Origin of the sequence: Mycobacterium sp., assembly GCF_052143115.1 — a bacterium.
Taxonomy (GTDB): Bacteria; Actinomycetota; Actinomycetes; order Mycobacteriales; family Mycobacteriaceae; genus Mycobacterium.
In genome coordinates this window covers 1-13,556 of sequence record NZ_JBKQTQ010000248.1, presented here as the reverse complement: position 1 = coordinate 13,556, position 13,556 = coordinate 1, and the positions used below count along the sequence as shown (strand labels likewise).

Here is a 13,556-nt window from a genome sequence, read left to right as displayed (position 1 = left end):
AACTCGGGCTGGCCAACCCCGGCGGGGCCGTGGACATGATTCGCAAGGGCGACACCAGCATTGGGGGCAGGCTGCCGGTCAACACCAGCGGTGGCTTGGAAAGCAAAGGGCACCCGATCGCAGCCAGCGGTCTCGCGCAGATCGTCGAGCTCGCCGAGCAACTCCGCGGCCGTTGTGGCGAGCGTCAGGTCGACGGCGCACGGATCGCCGTGGCAGAAAACGCGGGAGGCTACATGGGACCCGACGCGGCAGTGGCCGCCGTGACCATCCTGGGGGCAACGTCCAGATGAACGGGCACCAGGGCAGCGTCGCCCTGCGCCTCGTCAACCCGGTGTTCCGTGGGGTGTGCCAATCGGCGTTTCGTCGATACCACGACGACCTCGACGGGATGCGCACGTTCCTCGAGCGTGCCGGTGCGGCGTCGGGCCTTCTCGCCCGGCCCGCACCGGGATGCCGAATCGTCGATGGGGAGTTGGGCGGCCTGACCACCCGCGAGTTCCACCCCGCTGGCCCGCAGCCCGGGCGCACCGTGCTGTACCTGCACGGTGGTGGATTCCTGATGTACCCCCGCAGCCTCTACACCGCATTCCTCTCGCGGCTGGCCAATGACCTGCAGACCCGCGTCGTGGTTCCGGCTTACCGGTTGGCTCCCGAGCACCCGTTCCCTGCGGCCATCGACGATTGTCTGCGCGCCTATGAGGCATTACTCGACGCAGGGCAGGAACCCGGTCAGTTGATGATCGCGGGCGAGTCGGCCGGCGCCAACGCTACCCTCGTCACGTTGCAGCGGGCCCGCGACGCCTCCCACCCGATGCCTGCGGGCGCGGTCATGATCAGCGGCGGCTTCGACTTCTCCTGGTCCAGCCCGTCGATCAGCATCAATGCGGGCTGCGACACCGCACTGGGCGCGCGTGGGCTGGCATTCCTGAAGCGGTGGTACCGACCGGATGTCGATGCGACAGACCCCCTGATTTCTCCGGTCTTCGGTGACTTCGCGGGCCTGCCACCGCTGCTGTTCCAGACCGGGCACACCGAGGTGCTGCGTGACGACTCGGTGCGCGCGACCGAGCGCGCGCGGGCGGTCGGAGTACCCGTATGGCTCGAGGTCTTCCCAGAGGTTCCGCACGCCTGGCATCAGCTCGGGACGTGGCTTCCCGAGACGCGCGCCGCGCTGCGGCAAATCGGGCGGTTCGCCAACGCCATCCACCAACCGAGGAGCGCCTCGTGAGTATCGATCAACTGTCACCCTCGGGCGTCGTGGTAATCGACGTGCGCAACCCCGCAACCGGTGAGCTCGTCGGAAGCGTTGCCGTGCAATCCGCCGAGGCGGTGGCCGCGGTGGTAGACGAACTGCGCAGCAATCAGCCGTCCTGGGAGGCGCTGGGTCCCGACGCCCGCGCAGGCTGGTTGCGGAAGCTGCGGAACTGGTTGCTGGACAACGAATCCCGGCTCATCGATATGGTGACCGCCGAGACCGGCAAACCTCGAGTCGAAGCCGCGTTCGAAGTCATGGTCACCTGCGACGCGATCAACTACTACGCTGACCGGGCCCGGAAGTTCCTTGCCGAAAAGAAGTTCAGGCCGCACGGCCCGCTCACCACCACCAAAAAGCTCACCAGGGTGTACCGCCCGTACCCGGTCGTCGGAGTGATCACGCCGTGGAACTTCCCGTTACTCATCCCCGGTGTCGACGCCGTTGCGGCGCTGCTGGCGGGGGCGGCCGTCCTCATCAAGCCCTCGGAGGTCACTCCGCTGTCCGCCTGCGAACTGGCCCGCGGCTGGGAACAGATCGGTGCACCGCCGGTTCTAGCGTGTGTGACCGGTCTGGGCGCAACGGGCGCAGCCGTGGTGGACTCCGTGGACATGGTGCAGTTCACCGGCTCAACTAGGACCGGACGGGCCATCGCCGCGCGGGCGGGCGAACGATTGATCCCTTGCGGCGTCGAACTGGGCGGCAAGGACCCGGCCATCGTCCTGGCCGACGCCGACCTTTCGCGCGCCGCCAACGGCATCGCGTGGGCGGCACTGTTCAACTCGGGTCAGGCCTGCATCTCGGTGGAGCGGGTGTATGTGGAGGCACCGGCCTATGACCGGTTTGTTGCACTGCTCACCGAGCGGGTGCGGTCCATCAGGCAGGGGATCGACAACGGTTCGTACTCAGCGGATGTCGGCCCTTTGGTCACCGGGCAGCAGGTCGAGATCGTGAGGAGCCACGTCCGGGATGCTGTCGCCAACGGGGCCACGATCGCGACCGGCGGAGAGACGACCGGCAACGGCGGGTTCTTTGAGCCCACGATTCTTCTCGACGTCGATCATTCGATGGCCTGCATGCGCGACGAGACTTTCGGCCCGACGATCCCGGTGATGAAGGTCGCCGACGAGGAAGAGGCGATCCGGTTGGCAAACGACTCCCAGTACGGGCTGTCTGCAACGGTGTGGACCAAGGACATCGATCGCGGACGCGACATCGCGCACCGGCTCGAGGTCGGCGCCGTGAACATCAACGACGCCTACTCGAACCTGTTCTGCTTCCCCCTGCCACAGGGCGGCTGGAAAAGTTCCGGCCTCGGGTACCGGCTGGGCGGCCCCCAGGGTATCCGGAAGTACTGCCGTCAGCAGGCCATCACCACGCCACGCGTGCCGAGGATGGAGAACCAACTGCTGTGGTACCCCTATTCGCATCGGCGAGGCCGCACCGTTGCCGCGTTGCTGCGCCTGTTCGTGGCCCGCGATGTCCGGCGGCGATTACGGCGTGGCGGTAGCCGAAACCACGGTCACGCGTCGCTTGCCTCCGGGGCGAAGTAGAGATCGGGCATCCGCCGCCACGCTTCGAGCAGGCGCTTCTCCTCCGTGCTGCCATGGCCTGGTTTGCTGGCCGCAGCTCCCAGCATCGAATTGATCACCACCATGCAGAATTCGGGGAATCGTTTGTGGCCGGCGCGCTGCCCGCCGAGCAGCGCCTTGCACAGGTCGAGGTTCGCGCGCGCGAACTCGCGTTCCAGGGGTTTGAGGTAGTCGCGCATGTCGGGATCGTGTCGGGCAGCAATGAGCAACTCGAGGGAGGCTCCACCCAAGGGGCCGGAGACGACCTGCCAGAGCAGCGAAGCCCAGTCCTCCCCGTTGAGCGCCTGGGTGGCATGCAGCCGCGCCTCGCCGACCTTCGTGGCATACAAGCGGCGTGCCGCGGCGCTGATGAGCTCGCCCCGGGAGCCGAAGTAGTGCAACAAGACCCCGCGAGAGACGCCGGCTTGCTTTTGCACCTCCAGCGTCGTGGTAGCCGCGTAGCCGCGCTCGATCAGGATCGAAACCGTGGCGTCCAGCAGCTTGCGTTCCGCGGCCTGGCGACGCTCGCGCTGACTGATCCGGACGGGCGGGGCAGCGGTCGAACTCCTTGCAGTCAAGGCGAACTCCTCAAGTTGTGCGGCAAATTGACACACTACAGAAACTAGCGCTACTTTTAATAGTAGTCAACATTGACTAGTATTGCAGCCCAGAATGGAGACGGATATGACAACCGGCCCTTTGTCCGGTGTGAAGGTTCTCGAAATCGCGGGGATCGGACCGGGGCCCTTCTGCGGAATGCTGCTCGCGGATCTGGGTGCCGATGTGGTGCGTGTCGATCGGCCGGGTGGCGGGGGCATGCAACTCGTGCCGTGGGCCGAGGATCTGCTCAACCGCGGAAAACGCTCGATTGCAGTCGATCTCGCCAAACCCGGCGGGGCCGAGACGGTGCTGAAATTGGTCGAGCACGCCGACATCCTGTTCGAGGGCTTCCGCCCCGGGGTGGCCGAACGTCTCGGTATCGGACCCGAACCATGCTTGCTGCGGCGACCTCAATTGATCTACGGACGCATGACCGGATGGGGTCAAGACGGCCCGATCGCGCAGACCGCCGGACACGACATCACCTACATCGCACCCACCGGAGCGCTGCACGCGATCGGGCAAGCCGGTGGCCCCCCGCAGATCCCGCTCAACCTTGTCGGCGACTTCGCCGGCGGAAGCCTCTACCTGCTGGTAGGCATGCTCGCCGCCCTCGACGAGACCCGACGAAGCGGTCGTGGCCAGGTGGTCGACGCGGCGATCATCGATGGCACTACCCATCTGATGACGATGATCTACAGCTGCTACGCGGCGGGAATCTGGTCCGATGAACGCGGCACCAACCTCGGTGATGGCGGTTCGCCGTTTTACGGCGTGTATCAGACTTCGGATGCAAAGTTCATGGCCGTCGGGGCGCTCGAACCGCAGTTCTACGCCGAGTTCCTGCGCCTGCTCGAACTCCCGTCGGACCCCGCTGCGCAGTTCGACCGACACGCGTGGCCGCAGCTGCGAACCAAGATCAGCGACGCCTTCGCCGCGCGCCCACAACAAGAGTGGGCGAAGATATTCAGCGACAGCGATGCCTGCGTGGCGCCCGTGCTCGGCATGGCAGATGCGCCGGGCCATCCGCAATTGGCAGCCCGCAAAACCCTTTTCGTCGGCAATGGCATAACCCAGCCGTCCCCGGCCCCCCGGTTCTCGCGCACTCCGGCAGTCGTCGACGGCCCACCATGCGTGCCTGGCCAGCACACCGACGAAGTGCTCGCTGACTGGCTGAACTGAACATTGACCGGCAACGGTCCTGTGGTCGAAAATGAAACAGTCATTATTGACTGTTTCTGGAGCGGGTCGGTCAGGTCGGCGATTCTCTCAGCTGAGATCAAACCCGATACCTGGAATAGGTAGTTCTACTGGATGGGATTTCAGCCGCGGTCATTGGGCAAGCTGGTTGACCATGCTGGCGAAGATCTTGGGCAGCGCCGCAGCGGCTGGCACGATGCGCCTCCGCACCGGTGCGTACGCGCTGGCCTGTAGCAGGCCCGCCGTCAGCAGGCGGTAGCGGCGCGACATCTTGCGCCACTGGCGGTCATAGTCACCTGGCCGGTCGGCAATGACGCAGCCCACCAGCAGCTCGGCGGCACCGAACGCTATGCCCAGACCTTCGCCGGTTAGCGCATCGACGTAGCCTGCTGCGTCACCGACCAATAGGACCCGCCCGGCCGTTCGGCGGCGAACCTTCTGCCGCAGCGGACCGGCGGCTCGGTCCGGGCCATGCGGAAGGCCGTGCACCCGGTCCTTGAGGGTGTGGAACTCGTCGAAATGGCTGTCGAATCCACCCTTGTGTGAGGTGAGGATCGTTATCCCCACGCAGTCGTCAGCCACTGGTGTCACGTATGCCTCGGCCCTGGGGGCCCAGTGCACCTCGACGTGGTCGGTCCACGGTGCGATCTGCGCGTGCCGGCGGATACCGAAGCGGCGCGGGCCCCCGTAGGGCAGCGCCAGGCCGAGGGATCGACGGATGGGCGAGTGCAGCCCGTCGGCAGCGGCGAGGTACCGAGCGCGTAGGTCCCCAGCGCGAACGGACGTCGAATCCTGGGTGACCTCCCCAACCGCCTCGTGGACGAACCGAACGCCGGCCATTGTCGCGGCGTCTAGGAGTGCGGCGTGCAGGGCGGTCCTGCGCACGCCGAGCCCGGTGCCAGACCGAAACGGCGCGCTGACGTGCCGGTCGCCGTCCAGGTAGCTGATGCCGCGAAGCGGCTTGCCCTGGGCCGCGATGCCGAGGCGTTCCAACTGCCGCATCGTGTGCGGCATCAACCCTTCGCCACAGGCCTTGTCGATGGATCCGCAACGCGGCTCGACGACGACGACCTCGAGCCCCGCCCGTGCGCCGTGCAGCGCGGTGGCCAGCCCGGCCGGGCCGCCGCCGGCGACGAGCAGGTCGATCACGTCAGACTCGCGAGCGCGGTGTTTTCGACCTTGATCGGTGTCCTCAGCAGTGCGGCGTTGAGCACCGAGAAGACCTGTGCGGCCACCACAATTGTGAGCATCAGCCAGCCGAGTGTGGGGATGAACGGACGACGCCGTCGACGAGGCAGGCTGCCACCAGACCGGTGTGCAGGGTGGCCATCACCGAGTAATGACCCGCACCGAACTCGACGCCGCCGCGGGCTCGACTCCAGGCAAGGTTGCGTCTGGACAGTTCGGCCAACCGCTCCAAAGCGACCGCGACGACCAGAAGCACATACCAGGCCATCAAGTCAGTGCCAGCGCAGCAGGACGACTTCGGAACAGAATCCCGGACCCATCGCCATCAGCACGCCAGGGCTTCCACTCGGTGGATGTTTGGCCATCGTGTCGCGCAATACGTGCAGTACCGATGCCGACGAAATGTTTCCGACTTCGCTGAGCGAGCGCCAGGTCAGCTCGAGCGCGTCGTCGGGGAGACCCAGGGTCGCGGTGATCGCCTCGATCACCTTCGGACCGCCGGGATGGCTGACCCAGGCGCCGACCTCGTCGATCGTCAGGTCGTGCGTCGCGAGGAACTGGGTGACGTCGTCGCCCAGGTACCGCTCGACAAGTGTCGGGACCTCGGGGCCCAGGACGATTTGGAATCCGGAAGCGCCGACGTCCCAGCCCATCGTGCGCAGTGAGTCGGGGTAGAGATGGCTGCGCGAATCCAGGATGTCGGGTCCGCTGGCGCGGATCTGTTCGGCGCGGCGTTCGCCGACCGCCACGACCGCCGCGGCTCCGTCGCCGAACAGAGAGCCCGCGACCAGGGTGGCGATGTTCGGATGGCGCTTCTGCGTGAGCGAGCAAAGCTCTACCGACACCAGGACCGCGACGTCGTCGGGTGCGCCGCGCAGATAATCGTGCAGCCGGGCCACCCCCGCCGCGCCGGCGACGCAACCCAGGCCGAAAAGCGGCACCCGCCGCACGTCGGGGCGCAGGCCCAGCCTCGCGGCGATGCGGGCGTCCAGCGACGGCACCGCAACGCCGGTGACTGTCGTCGAGATGATGAGGTCGACGTCGCGCGGTTGTAGCCCCGCCTCGTCGAGCGCGCCCGACAGCGCTGCACACCCCAGCTCCACTGCGTGTTCGATAAACAGGTCGTTCGCCTCGCCGAAGTCGGTCAGCTTCGCGTAATCCTCCAGCGGCAATACGAGGTACCGGGTGTCGACCTTGGCGCTCGCATGCAGGCGCCGAATTGGCTCCCCGAGATTTTCGTAACCGGGAAGCTCGAGCAGCGCCTGGGTGACCTCGCTCTGGGTGTAGCGGTGCGGCGGTAGTGCGCCGTGCACGCCCGCGATGACACTCATACCTATAACACGAGGGCCGAGGCCGTTTCGTTCAACACCTACTGTCAACGATGCAGGTCTCCGGCTCAGCTGGGATCACGGCGCGGCGCAACGCGTGAACTTCCGAGCCCCGCCCGACGTGTTCTAGACATAGGAGGCGGTAACGGTGCGCAACTCAGACCGAGCGTGGGTGACACTGGCCGGTGGCGTGGCAGCCTACGACCTGATCGCCACCGATGACGAGCAGCTGACCAACGCGGCCCGCAGGTACTTCAAGTCTCAGCCGATTGCCACCGCGTCGATGATCCTCGTGACAGCCCTGCATCTGGTCGGCGGCATACCGCCGTGGTGCGACCCGATCACGCTGACGTTCGCCGCGTATCGACGGCTGCTGCGGCAGTTCTGGCTTCGCCCAAAAGCAGAACAGCGGGTCAGCCTGGTGGCTGCAACGGTCGTTCGCAAGTTTGCCGCGTGAAGCGTGGTAGCCGGCTCTGGGTGAAGAGCGGGCGGGGATTCGATGATGCCAACGACCAACGTGTCGCCGACCTCACAAACAGGCCGTACCGGATCGTCCGCCAGCTCGCCGCCGAATCCACTTGAGCCGTCCCACATCACGGCGCTCGAAGGTCCTCGCACCGAAGAAGACGACAGGAGATCGCGGATGATTACAGAGACCCAGGACAGCCCCGAAGCCGTTGTCATCGGCGCGGGGCCCGCGGGTCTGGCTGTCGCACGTCAACTCGATCATCAGCATGGCATCAAAACGCTCGTTCTGGACCGCGCAGCGGCCCCGGCGATTTCGTGGCGCACGCGCTATGACAACTTCCGGCTCAACACGACCGGGTTCTTGTCGCACCTTCCCGGACAACGGATTCCCTTGAACGCCGGCCGTTGGCCGACCAAGGAGGACATGGTCCGGTATTTCGATCACTACGTTCAGCGGCAGAACATCGCGGTCATGCTCGGATGTGAAGTCCACCGCGTCGACCGTGCCGGGGGAGTCTGGCAACTTGACACGTCGTCGGGTGAAATCCGAACCCCAGCAATCGTCCTCGCCACGGGCAACTACAGAACACCCATCATCCCTGCATGGCCTGGACTCAGTCGCTTCAACGGCCAGATCGTTCACTCCGGAGACTTCACCAACGCTTGGCCTTACCGTGGCCGCGACGTCCTCGTTGTTGGCGCCGGCAATTCGGCCGCCGACATCGCTGTCCAGCTCGCTAACGACGGCGCGGGACGGATCTGGCTTGCGGTGCGCACACCGCCGCACCTCGTGCGGCGGGCCATCGGACCGTTTCCGTCGGATATCTTCCTTGAGCTGTTCTCGAGGGTTCCCGCGCGCATGATCGATCCGGTGATCGCGCGGATGAACCGCCTGATGTGGGGTGACCTGTCGGCCTACGGCTTCCAGCGGCCGCCGCTCGGGCTGAAGGCGACGGTGGAAAAACGAGGTCGCATCCCGACGCTGGCCGATGAGCTCATCGACCTCGTGCGGGTCGGGCGCGTCGAGGTCGTCGGCGCTGTCAAGGCTGTCGAATCCGACGCTGTGATCCTCGCTGACGGCACGTCCGTGGCGCCGCAGGTGATCATCGCCGCCACCGGGTTCGGCACGGATCTCGACGGTTTGGTCGGACATCTTGGCGTCCTCGACGAGCGCGGCAACCCGCGCGGCGGCTTTGCCTCGCAGGTCGGCGACGGAATGTTCGCGATCGGATACGGCATTCCGCCCAATGGCCCGCTCCGGGCGATCCGGCTGGCAGCCACGCCTTTGGCCGGGGATGTCGCGGCCTACCTGAAGCGCATTGGTCCATCCGTCCGGGCGCCACTTGACTGTCCGTCCGCTGATCTCGTAGCAGCAGGGCGCCAGTTTCGAAAGTTTGACGGCGGTGTCTCCTTGGCGATGCAAGCTGAGATGGCGCGCACGAGAAGCAAAGGGGCACAATGATTTTACTTTCCACCGAAAAGACCCTCTTTCGCGGCACAGACGGTTACGAAACGGCCCGTCGGGAAACGGTATGGAATGGCCTTCTGCCGGAACGTTTTCCCGATGTGATCGTGCAGGCGCACGACACCGACGACGTGGTCGCAGCGATCCATTATGCGCGGGCCAACGGACATCACGTCGGCGTATGCTCGGGCGGACGCAGCTGGGCGGCCAGTCACCTGCGCGACGGTGGCCTGCTGCTGGACGTCAGCCGTCTCGATCACTGCACTGTCGAACCGGATCGGATGACCGCAGACGTCGGCCCGGGCAAAGCCGCCAGCGTCTTCGCGACCGACCTGGATGCACAAGGGCTCTTCTTCCCCGCGGGTCATTGTGAAGGCATTCGCCTCGGTGGCTATCTTTTACAGGGCGGATACGGCTGGAACAGTTCGGTGGTCGGGCCGGCATGCGAGAGCGTGCTTGGACTGGAAGTCGTGACCGCCGACGGTGAACAAATCTACTGCGACCCCGAAAACCATCCAGACCTGTATTGGGCAGCCCGCGGCTCGGGACCGGGCTTCTTCGGTGTGGTCACTTCTTTCAAACTGCGTATTTACCCGCGTCCGGCGGTTTGGGGTACCTGCCTGTACATGTACCCGATCGAAGTCGCCGACGAGGTGTTCACCTGGGCGCGCTCGATCAGTTCTGAACTCGACGACCGAGTAGAACTCCAGATCCACACCGCGCGCAGCTTTCCAGGAGCCGGGCTCAACCAACCTGGTATCACGATCGCCTCGCCAGTATTCGCCGATTCGGAGGAAGAGGCGGTGAAAGCCCTTGCCCCGCTGGGCACTTGCCCGGTCATCGACAAGGCGATCGTCAACCTCCCTTATGCGCCGACAAATTTGGCGAATTGGTATACCGCCGTGATGACCAGCTACCCGAAGGGGCACCGTTACATCGCCGACAGCATGTTCACATCGGCTTCCGCCGAAGAATTACTGCCGGGCATCCGCAGAATCATCGAAACCATGCCGCCGCACCCCTCGCACTTCATTTTCACGGGCTGGAAGACGTCCCCGGAGCGCGCGGACATGGTCTACGGCTTGGAAGACGAGATCTACATGGCGCTCTTCACCATCTGGCAGGATCCGGCCGACGACGAACGGTACCGCGACTGGGCCGGGTCCAACATGGCGGCGATGTCGCACTTGGCGACCGGCATCTCGCTCGCCGATGAGAATCTGTGCCGGCGTCCGGCGCGATTCATCACCGAACCGAACATGGCACGTCTCGAGAAGGTGCGCACGGCCTACGACCCAAATGGTCGATTCCACAGCTGGATGGGCGGCGTCTGACCGCTGCCGGCCGTGGCCGGTGTGCCGCATGTGAACCAAACAGGCGCTGCAATCGTTTCACCAGTAGGAGGTGAACGCAGTGGCTATGCCAACCAGTTCGGCGGGTGCGGAAGCCGAGTTGATGAAGACACTCTACGACGCACACGCGTTCGCCGTCGCCGCAACATAGTTCATCGGCGATAACCGCACCGCACACCGACTACTGATCGCCGACGCGACGGCTCAACTAGCCGCCGAACATCGCGCGATGGTGCGCCGGTCTCGACATCGCAGAAGGCGCTATGAAGCCACGGCTGCACTATGCCGTGCGGGCCGTGCGACTCACAAGCAAGAAATGGGGATTACGAAATGCAAGACGTGCCAGGGGAGATGGGAGTTACACGATGATGCCGCGATGGCGGCCCGAAACGCCGCATGGCGGCGACCTATCCGGGCATGACGAGTACGCGATGTGGGATGCCGCATACGTGCTGGGATCACTGTCGTCCGTCGAACGGCGGGAATTTGAAGCGCACATGGCCAACTGCCCGTTGTGCCGCAGCGCCGTTGGCGAGCTCATCGGCATGCGGGCTCTCCTGTCGCAGCTGGATCGCTACGAGTTGGCGGCGATCGACAATGGCAGTCGCGTAGAACCGTTGCTGCCTGCCGAGTTGTTGCCGTCGCTGCTGGCCAAAGTGAGCTGGCGGCGGCGCCGGTCCCGCATCGTGACTTGGACGGCTGGGGCCGTCGCCGCCGCGGTGCTGGCGATCGGTGTACTTGTCGGCGTTGGGGGTCATTACCCGACATCCGTGCCCACCCCGCCACAGGCGAGCGTGTCAGTTCAGCCGATGGCGCAGGTCGGGACCAACAGGCTGGCCTCGACGGTCTCGCTCAGCAGCCAACAGTGGGGAACGTTCATCTCGATGAACTGCGTCTGCCTGGCCCCGCTGAACGCCCATCACGACACGCTAGCGATGGTCGCGGTAGGTCGCGACGGTAGCCACACTCGGATGGCAACCTGGGTGGCGAATCCGGGCCATACGGCGACGCCCGCTGGCAGCATTTCGACGCCCGTCGATCAAATCGCCTCTGTGCAAGTGGTTTCCGCCGACGACGGCCAGGTGCTCCTTGAGCGTTCGCTGTGAGTCTTGCCACCGTGTGAACTGAAGTCACCCGCAGGTCGTGTTACCGACATCCACACAAGTTAGGTGAGCAGATGCCCAGGCAACAAAGGGTGGTCGACCACATCGTCGAGCACCTCGCGAGAATCGACACCGATTACATATTCGGTGTCGACGGTGCCAACATCGAAGATCTTTACGACGCCGCACATTTCAGTTCGGACATCACCGCGGTGTTGGCCAAGCACGAGTTTTCCGCGGCCACGATGGCCGACGGGTACAGTCGCAGCGGCGCCGGTTTGGGGGTAGTGGCGGCGACGTCTGGCGGAGGCGCACTCAATCTCATTCCGGGCCTTGGGGAATCATTTGCCAGCCGCGTGCCGGTGTTGGCATTGGTGGGTCAGCCTGCGACCACGATGGACGGTCGGGGCAGCTTTCAAGACACCAGTGGCCGCAACGGTTCATTGAATGCCGAAGCGTTATTTTCTGCGGTATCAGTCTTCTGCCAACGGGTGGTGACACCCGCCGATATCGTCTCGGCGTTGCCCCGCGCAATAGCGGCGGCACGAACCGGCGGGCCCGCAGTATTATTGCTGCCCAAAGATATTCAGCAGGCGATGGTGGGCGTCAACGGCTACGACAAACGTAACGGGCGTGGTGTTGACCCGCCGCGGTCGCTCATCGGTGATCCACATCCGATCGTGCGCGCTCTCCGTCGTGCCAACGGGCCCGTCACGATCATCGCTGGCGAGCAGGTGGCTCGTGATGGCGCCCGGTCCGAACTCGAGGAGCTGCGGGCCCTGCTGCGCGCGCAGGTGGCATGTGTGCCCGACGCCAAAGATGTAGCCGGTACACCGGGTTCGGGTTCGTCGTCAGCGCTCGGTGTGACCGGTGTGATGGGTCATCCCGGTGTGGCCGACGCGGTGGCAGCGAGCGCCGTGTGCCTAGTGGTCGGCACCCGCCTGTCAGTGACCGCCCGCACCGGCCTCGACGACGCGCTCGCGGCGGTGCGGACGGTCTCGATCGGCTCGGCACCCCCGTACCTGCCGTGCACGCACGTGCACACCGAAGATCTGCGAGGGTCGCTGACGATGCTGACCCGGGCGTTGTCCGGGCGGGGGCGGGCAAGGGGACTGCGGGTGCCCGATTTCGTGGCAGACGCCGAACTGAATCCGCCGGCCTTCGCCGGTACGGGTGTGCGCTACCGCGATGCCATGGTCGTGCTCGATCGCGTGTTGCCCGACGGGACGGACATCGTCGTCGACGCCGGCAACACCGGCGCATCCGCAATCCATCACCTCCCCGTTCGCCGGGACGGTCGGTTCGCGGTCGCACTCGGCATGGGCGGCATGGGCTACAGCTTCGGTGCCGGTATCGGGATGGCCTTCGGCCGTGCGATGAGCAACGGGCCTAGCCGGCGCACCGTGGTGATCGCCGGAGACGGTGCATTCTTCATGCACGGCATGGAGGTGCACACCGCGGTGCAGTACCGGCTTCCGGTGACTTTCGTACTGTTCAACAACAACGCCCACGCCATGTGCGTGACCCGCGAGCAGCTGTTCTACGACGACCTGTACAGCTACAACCGGTTCGCTCCCAGCCAGCTGGGGGCCGGTCTGGCGGGCATGTTCCCCGGGCTGTCTTCGGTCGACGTGGCCGACGTCGACGCACTACCCGCAGCACTGGAACGGGCAATGGCCGTCGACGGTCCGTCCGTGGTCACCGTCGAGTGCTCCGCAGACGAAATCCCGCCATTCGCGGCATTCCTGAACAGACAACCTGCCAATCAGGTTGTCGAACAACAGATCACAACCCTAAAGGAGAACCGATTCCATGTCCCTAGCAGCGCTTGACGATATCGCCGTCCATAGCGGTACCCCCGAGCCGATCGAGGGAGTGGTCCGTATCGAGACCTCGCCACTGGAGGAGACCGCCCCGATGTTCATGGCGAAGATGCGGTCGGTGTACCCGCACGACGAGGTCTTCGGCCAGTACTGCACGGTCAACGACTACGTCGACTGCCCACCCGACGAGCTGTTCGAATACTTGG

The 13,556-nt window shown here is 65.2% G+C and carries 13 protein-coding genes and 1 pseudogene; 10 read left to right on the top strand and 4 right to left on the bottom strand.

Features of this window, described 5'->3' with window-relative positions; genetic code table 11:
- The 3 genes from ACLQI9_RS24450 to ACLQI9_RS24440 form a co-directional block, all read left to right on the top strand.
- Positions 1-290: thiolase C-terminal domain-containing protein (locus ACLQI9_RS24450; RefSeq protein ID WP_442392319.1), on the top strand; the 290-nt coding region annotated here is incomplete at its 5' end.
- Positions 287-1,228: an alpha/beta hydrolase gene (locus ACLQI9_RS24445; protein WP_442392318.1), complete on the top strand. Its 942-nt coding sequence runs from the start codon at positions 287-289 to the stop codon at positions 1,226-1,228. The genes ACLQI9_RS24450 and ACLQI9_RS24445, both read left to right, overlap by 4 nt.
- Complete coding sequence (locus ACLQI9_RS24440) at positions 1,225-2,805, top strand: aldehyde dehydrogenase family protein (RefSeq protein ID WP_442392317.1); 1,581 nt, start codon at positions 1,225-1,227, stop codon at positions 2,803-2,805. Before ACLQI9_RS24445 ends, ACLQI9_RS24440 begins: the two co-directional genes overlap by 4 nt.
- Here ACLQI9_RS24440 and ACLQI9_RS24435 read toward each other — a convergent pair.
- A complete protein-coding gene (locus ACLQI9_RS24435; RefSeq protein ID WP_442392316.1) occupies positions 2,775-3,401 on the bottom strand; it encodes a TetR/AcrR family transcriptional regulator in 627 nt (208 codons plus the stop codon). The two genes, ACLQI9_RS24440 and ACLQI9_RS24435, sit on opposite strands and share 31 nt — an antisense overlap.
- A gap of 106 nt (positions 3,402-3,507) precedes the next feature.
- Between ACLQI9_RS24435 and ACLQI9_RS24430 the strand changes: the two genes are divergently transcribed.
- The gene (locus tag ACLQI9_RS24430) at positions 3,508-4,605 is read left to right on the top strand and encodes a CaiB/BaiF CoA transferase family protein (protein WP_442392315.1); all 1,098 of its coding nucleotides are present in this window, start codon (positions 3,508-3,510) and stop codon (positions 4,603-4,605) included.
- Between the two features lie 150 nt (positions 4,606-4,755).
- On the opposite strand, the gene ACLQI9_RS24425 is transcribed toward ACLQI9_RS24430, so the two are convergent.
- The 3 genes from ACLQI9_RS24425 to ACLQI9_RS24415 form a co-directional block, all read right to left on the bottom strand.
- Positions 4,756-5,772, bottom strand: coding sequence for an NAD(P)/FAD-dependent oxidoreductase (locus ACLQI9_RS24425; protein WP_442378336.1), 1,017 nt, complete (start codon positions 5,770-5,772; stop codon positions 4,756-4,758).
- A 100-nt stretch (positions 5,773-5,872) separates the two neighbouring features.
- Entirely contained in the window at positions 5,873-6,079 is a 207-nt protein-coding gene (locus ACLQI9_RS24420; protein ID WP_442378337.1) for a hypothetical protein, read from the bottom strand.
- Positions 6,080-6,083: 4 nt separating this feature from the next.
- The gene (locus ACLQI9_RS24415) at positions 6,084-7,142 is read right to left on the bottom strand and encodes a type III polyketide synthase (RefSeq protein ID WP_442378338.1); all 1,059 of its coding nucleotides are present in this window, start codon (positions 7,140-7,142) and stop codon (positions 6,084-6,086) included.
- A gap of 145 nt (positions 7,143-7,287) precedes the next feature.
- Between ACLQI9_RS24415 and ACLQI9_RS24410 the strand changes: the two genes are divergently transcribed.
- The 6 genes and pseudogenes from ACLQI9_RS24410 to ACLQI9_RS24385 all read left to right on the top strand — a co-directional run.
- Complete coding sequence (locus tag ACLQI9_RS24410; RefSeq protein ID WP_442378339.1) at positions 7,288-7,596, top strand: DUF7427 family protein; 309 nt, start codon at positions 7,288-7,290, stop codon at positions 7,594-7,596.
- 186 nt (positions 7,597-7,782) lie between these two features.
- Positions 7,783-9,069: a flavin-containing monooxygenase gene (locus ACLQI9_RS24405; protein WP_442378340.1), complete on the top strand. Its 1,287-nt coding sequence runs from the start codon at positions 7,783-7,785 to the stop codon at positions 9,067-9,069.
- Positions 9,066-10,406: an FAD-binding oxidoreductase gene (locus tag ACLQI9_RS24400; RefSeq protein ID WP_442378341.1), complete on the top strand. Its 1,341-nt coding sequence runs from the start codon at positions 9,066-9,068 to the stop codon at positions 10,404-10,406. Before ACLQI9_RS24405 ends, ACLQI9_RS24400 begins: the two co-directional genes overlap by 4 nt.
- A 383-nt stretch (positions 10,407-10,789) precedes the next feature.
- A complete protein-coding gene (locus tag ACLQI9_RS24395) occupies positions 10,790-11,530 on the top strand; it encodes an anti-sigma factor family protein (protein WP_442378342.1) in 741 nt (246 codons plus the stop codon).
- A gap of 71 nt (positions 11,531-11,601) precedes the next feature.
- The gene (locus tag ACLQI9_RS24390) at positions 11,602-13,359 is read left to right on the top strand and encodes a thiamine pyrophosphate-binding protein (protein ID WP_442378343.1); all 1,758 of its coding nucleotides are present in this window, start codon (positions 11,602-11,604) and stop codon (positions 13,357-13,359) included.
- A pseudogene (locus ACLQI9_RS24385) lies at positions 13,340-13,556 on the top strand (SRPBCC family protein); the annotation flags it as partial. The gene ACLQI9_RS24390 and the pseudogene ACLQI9_RS24385, both read left to right, overlap by 20 nt.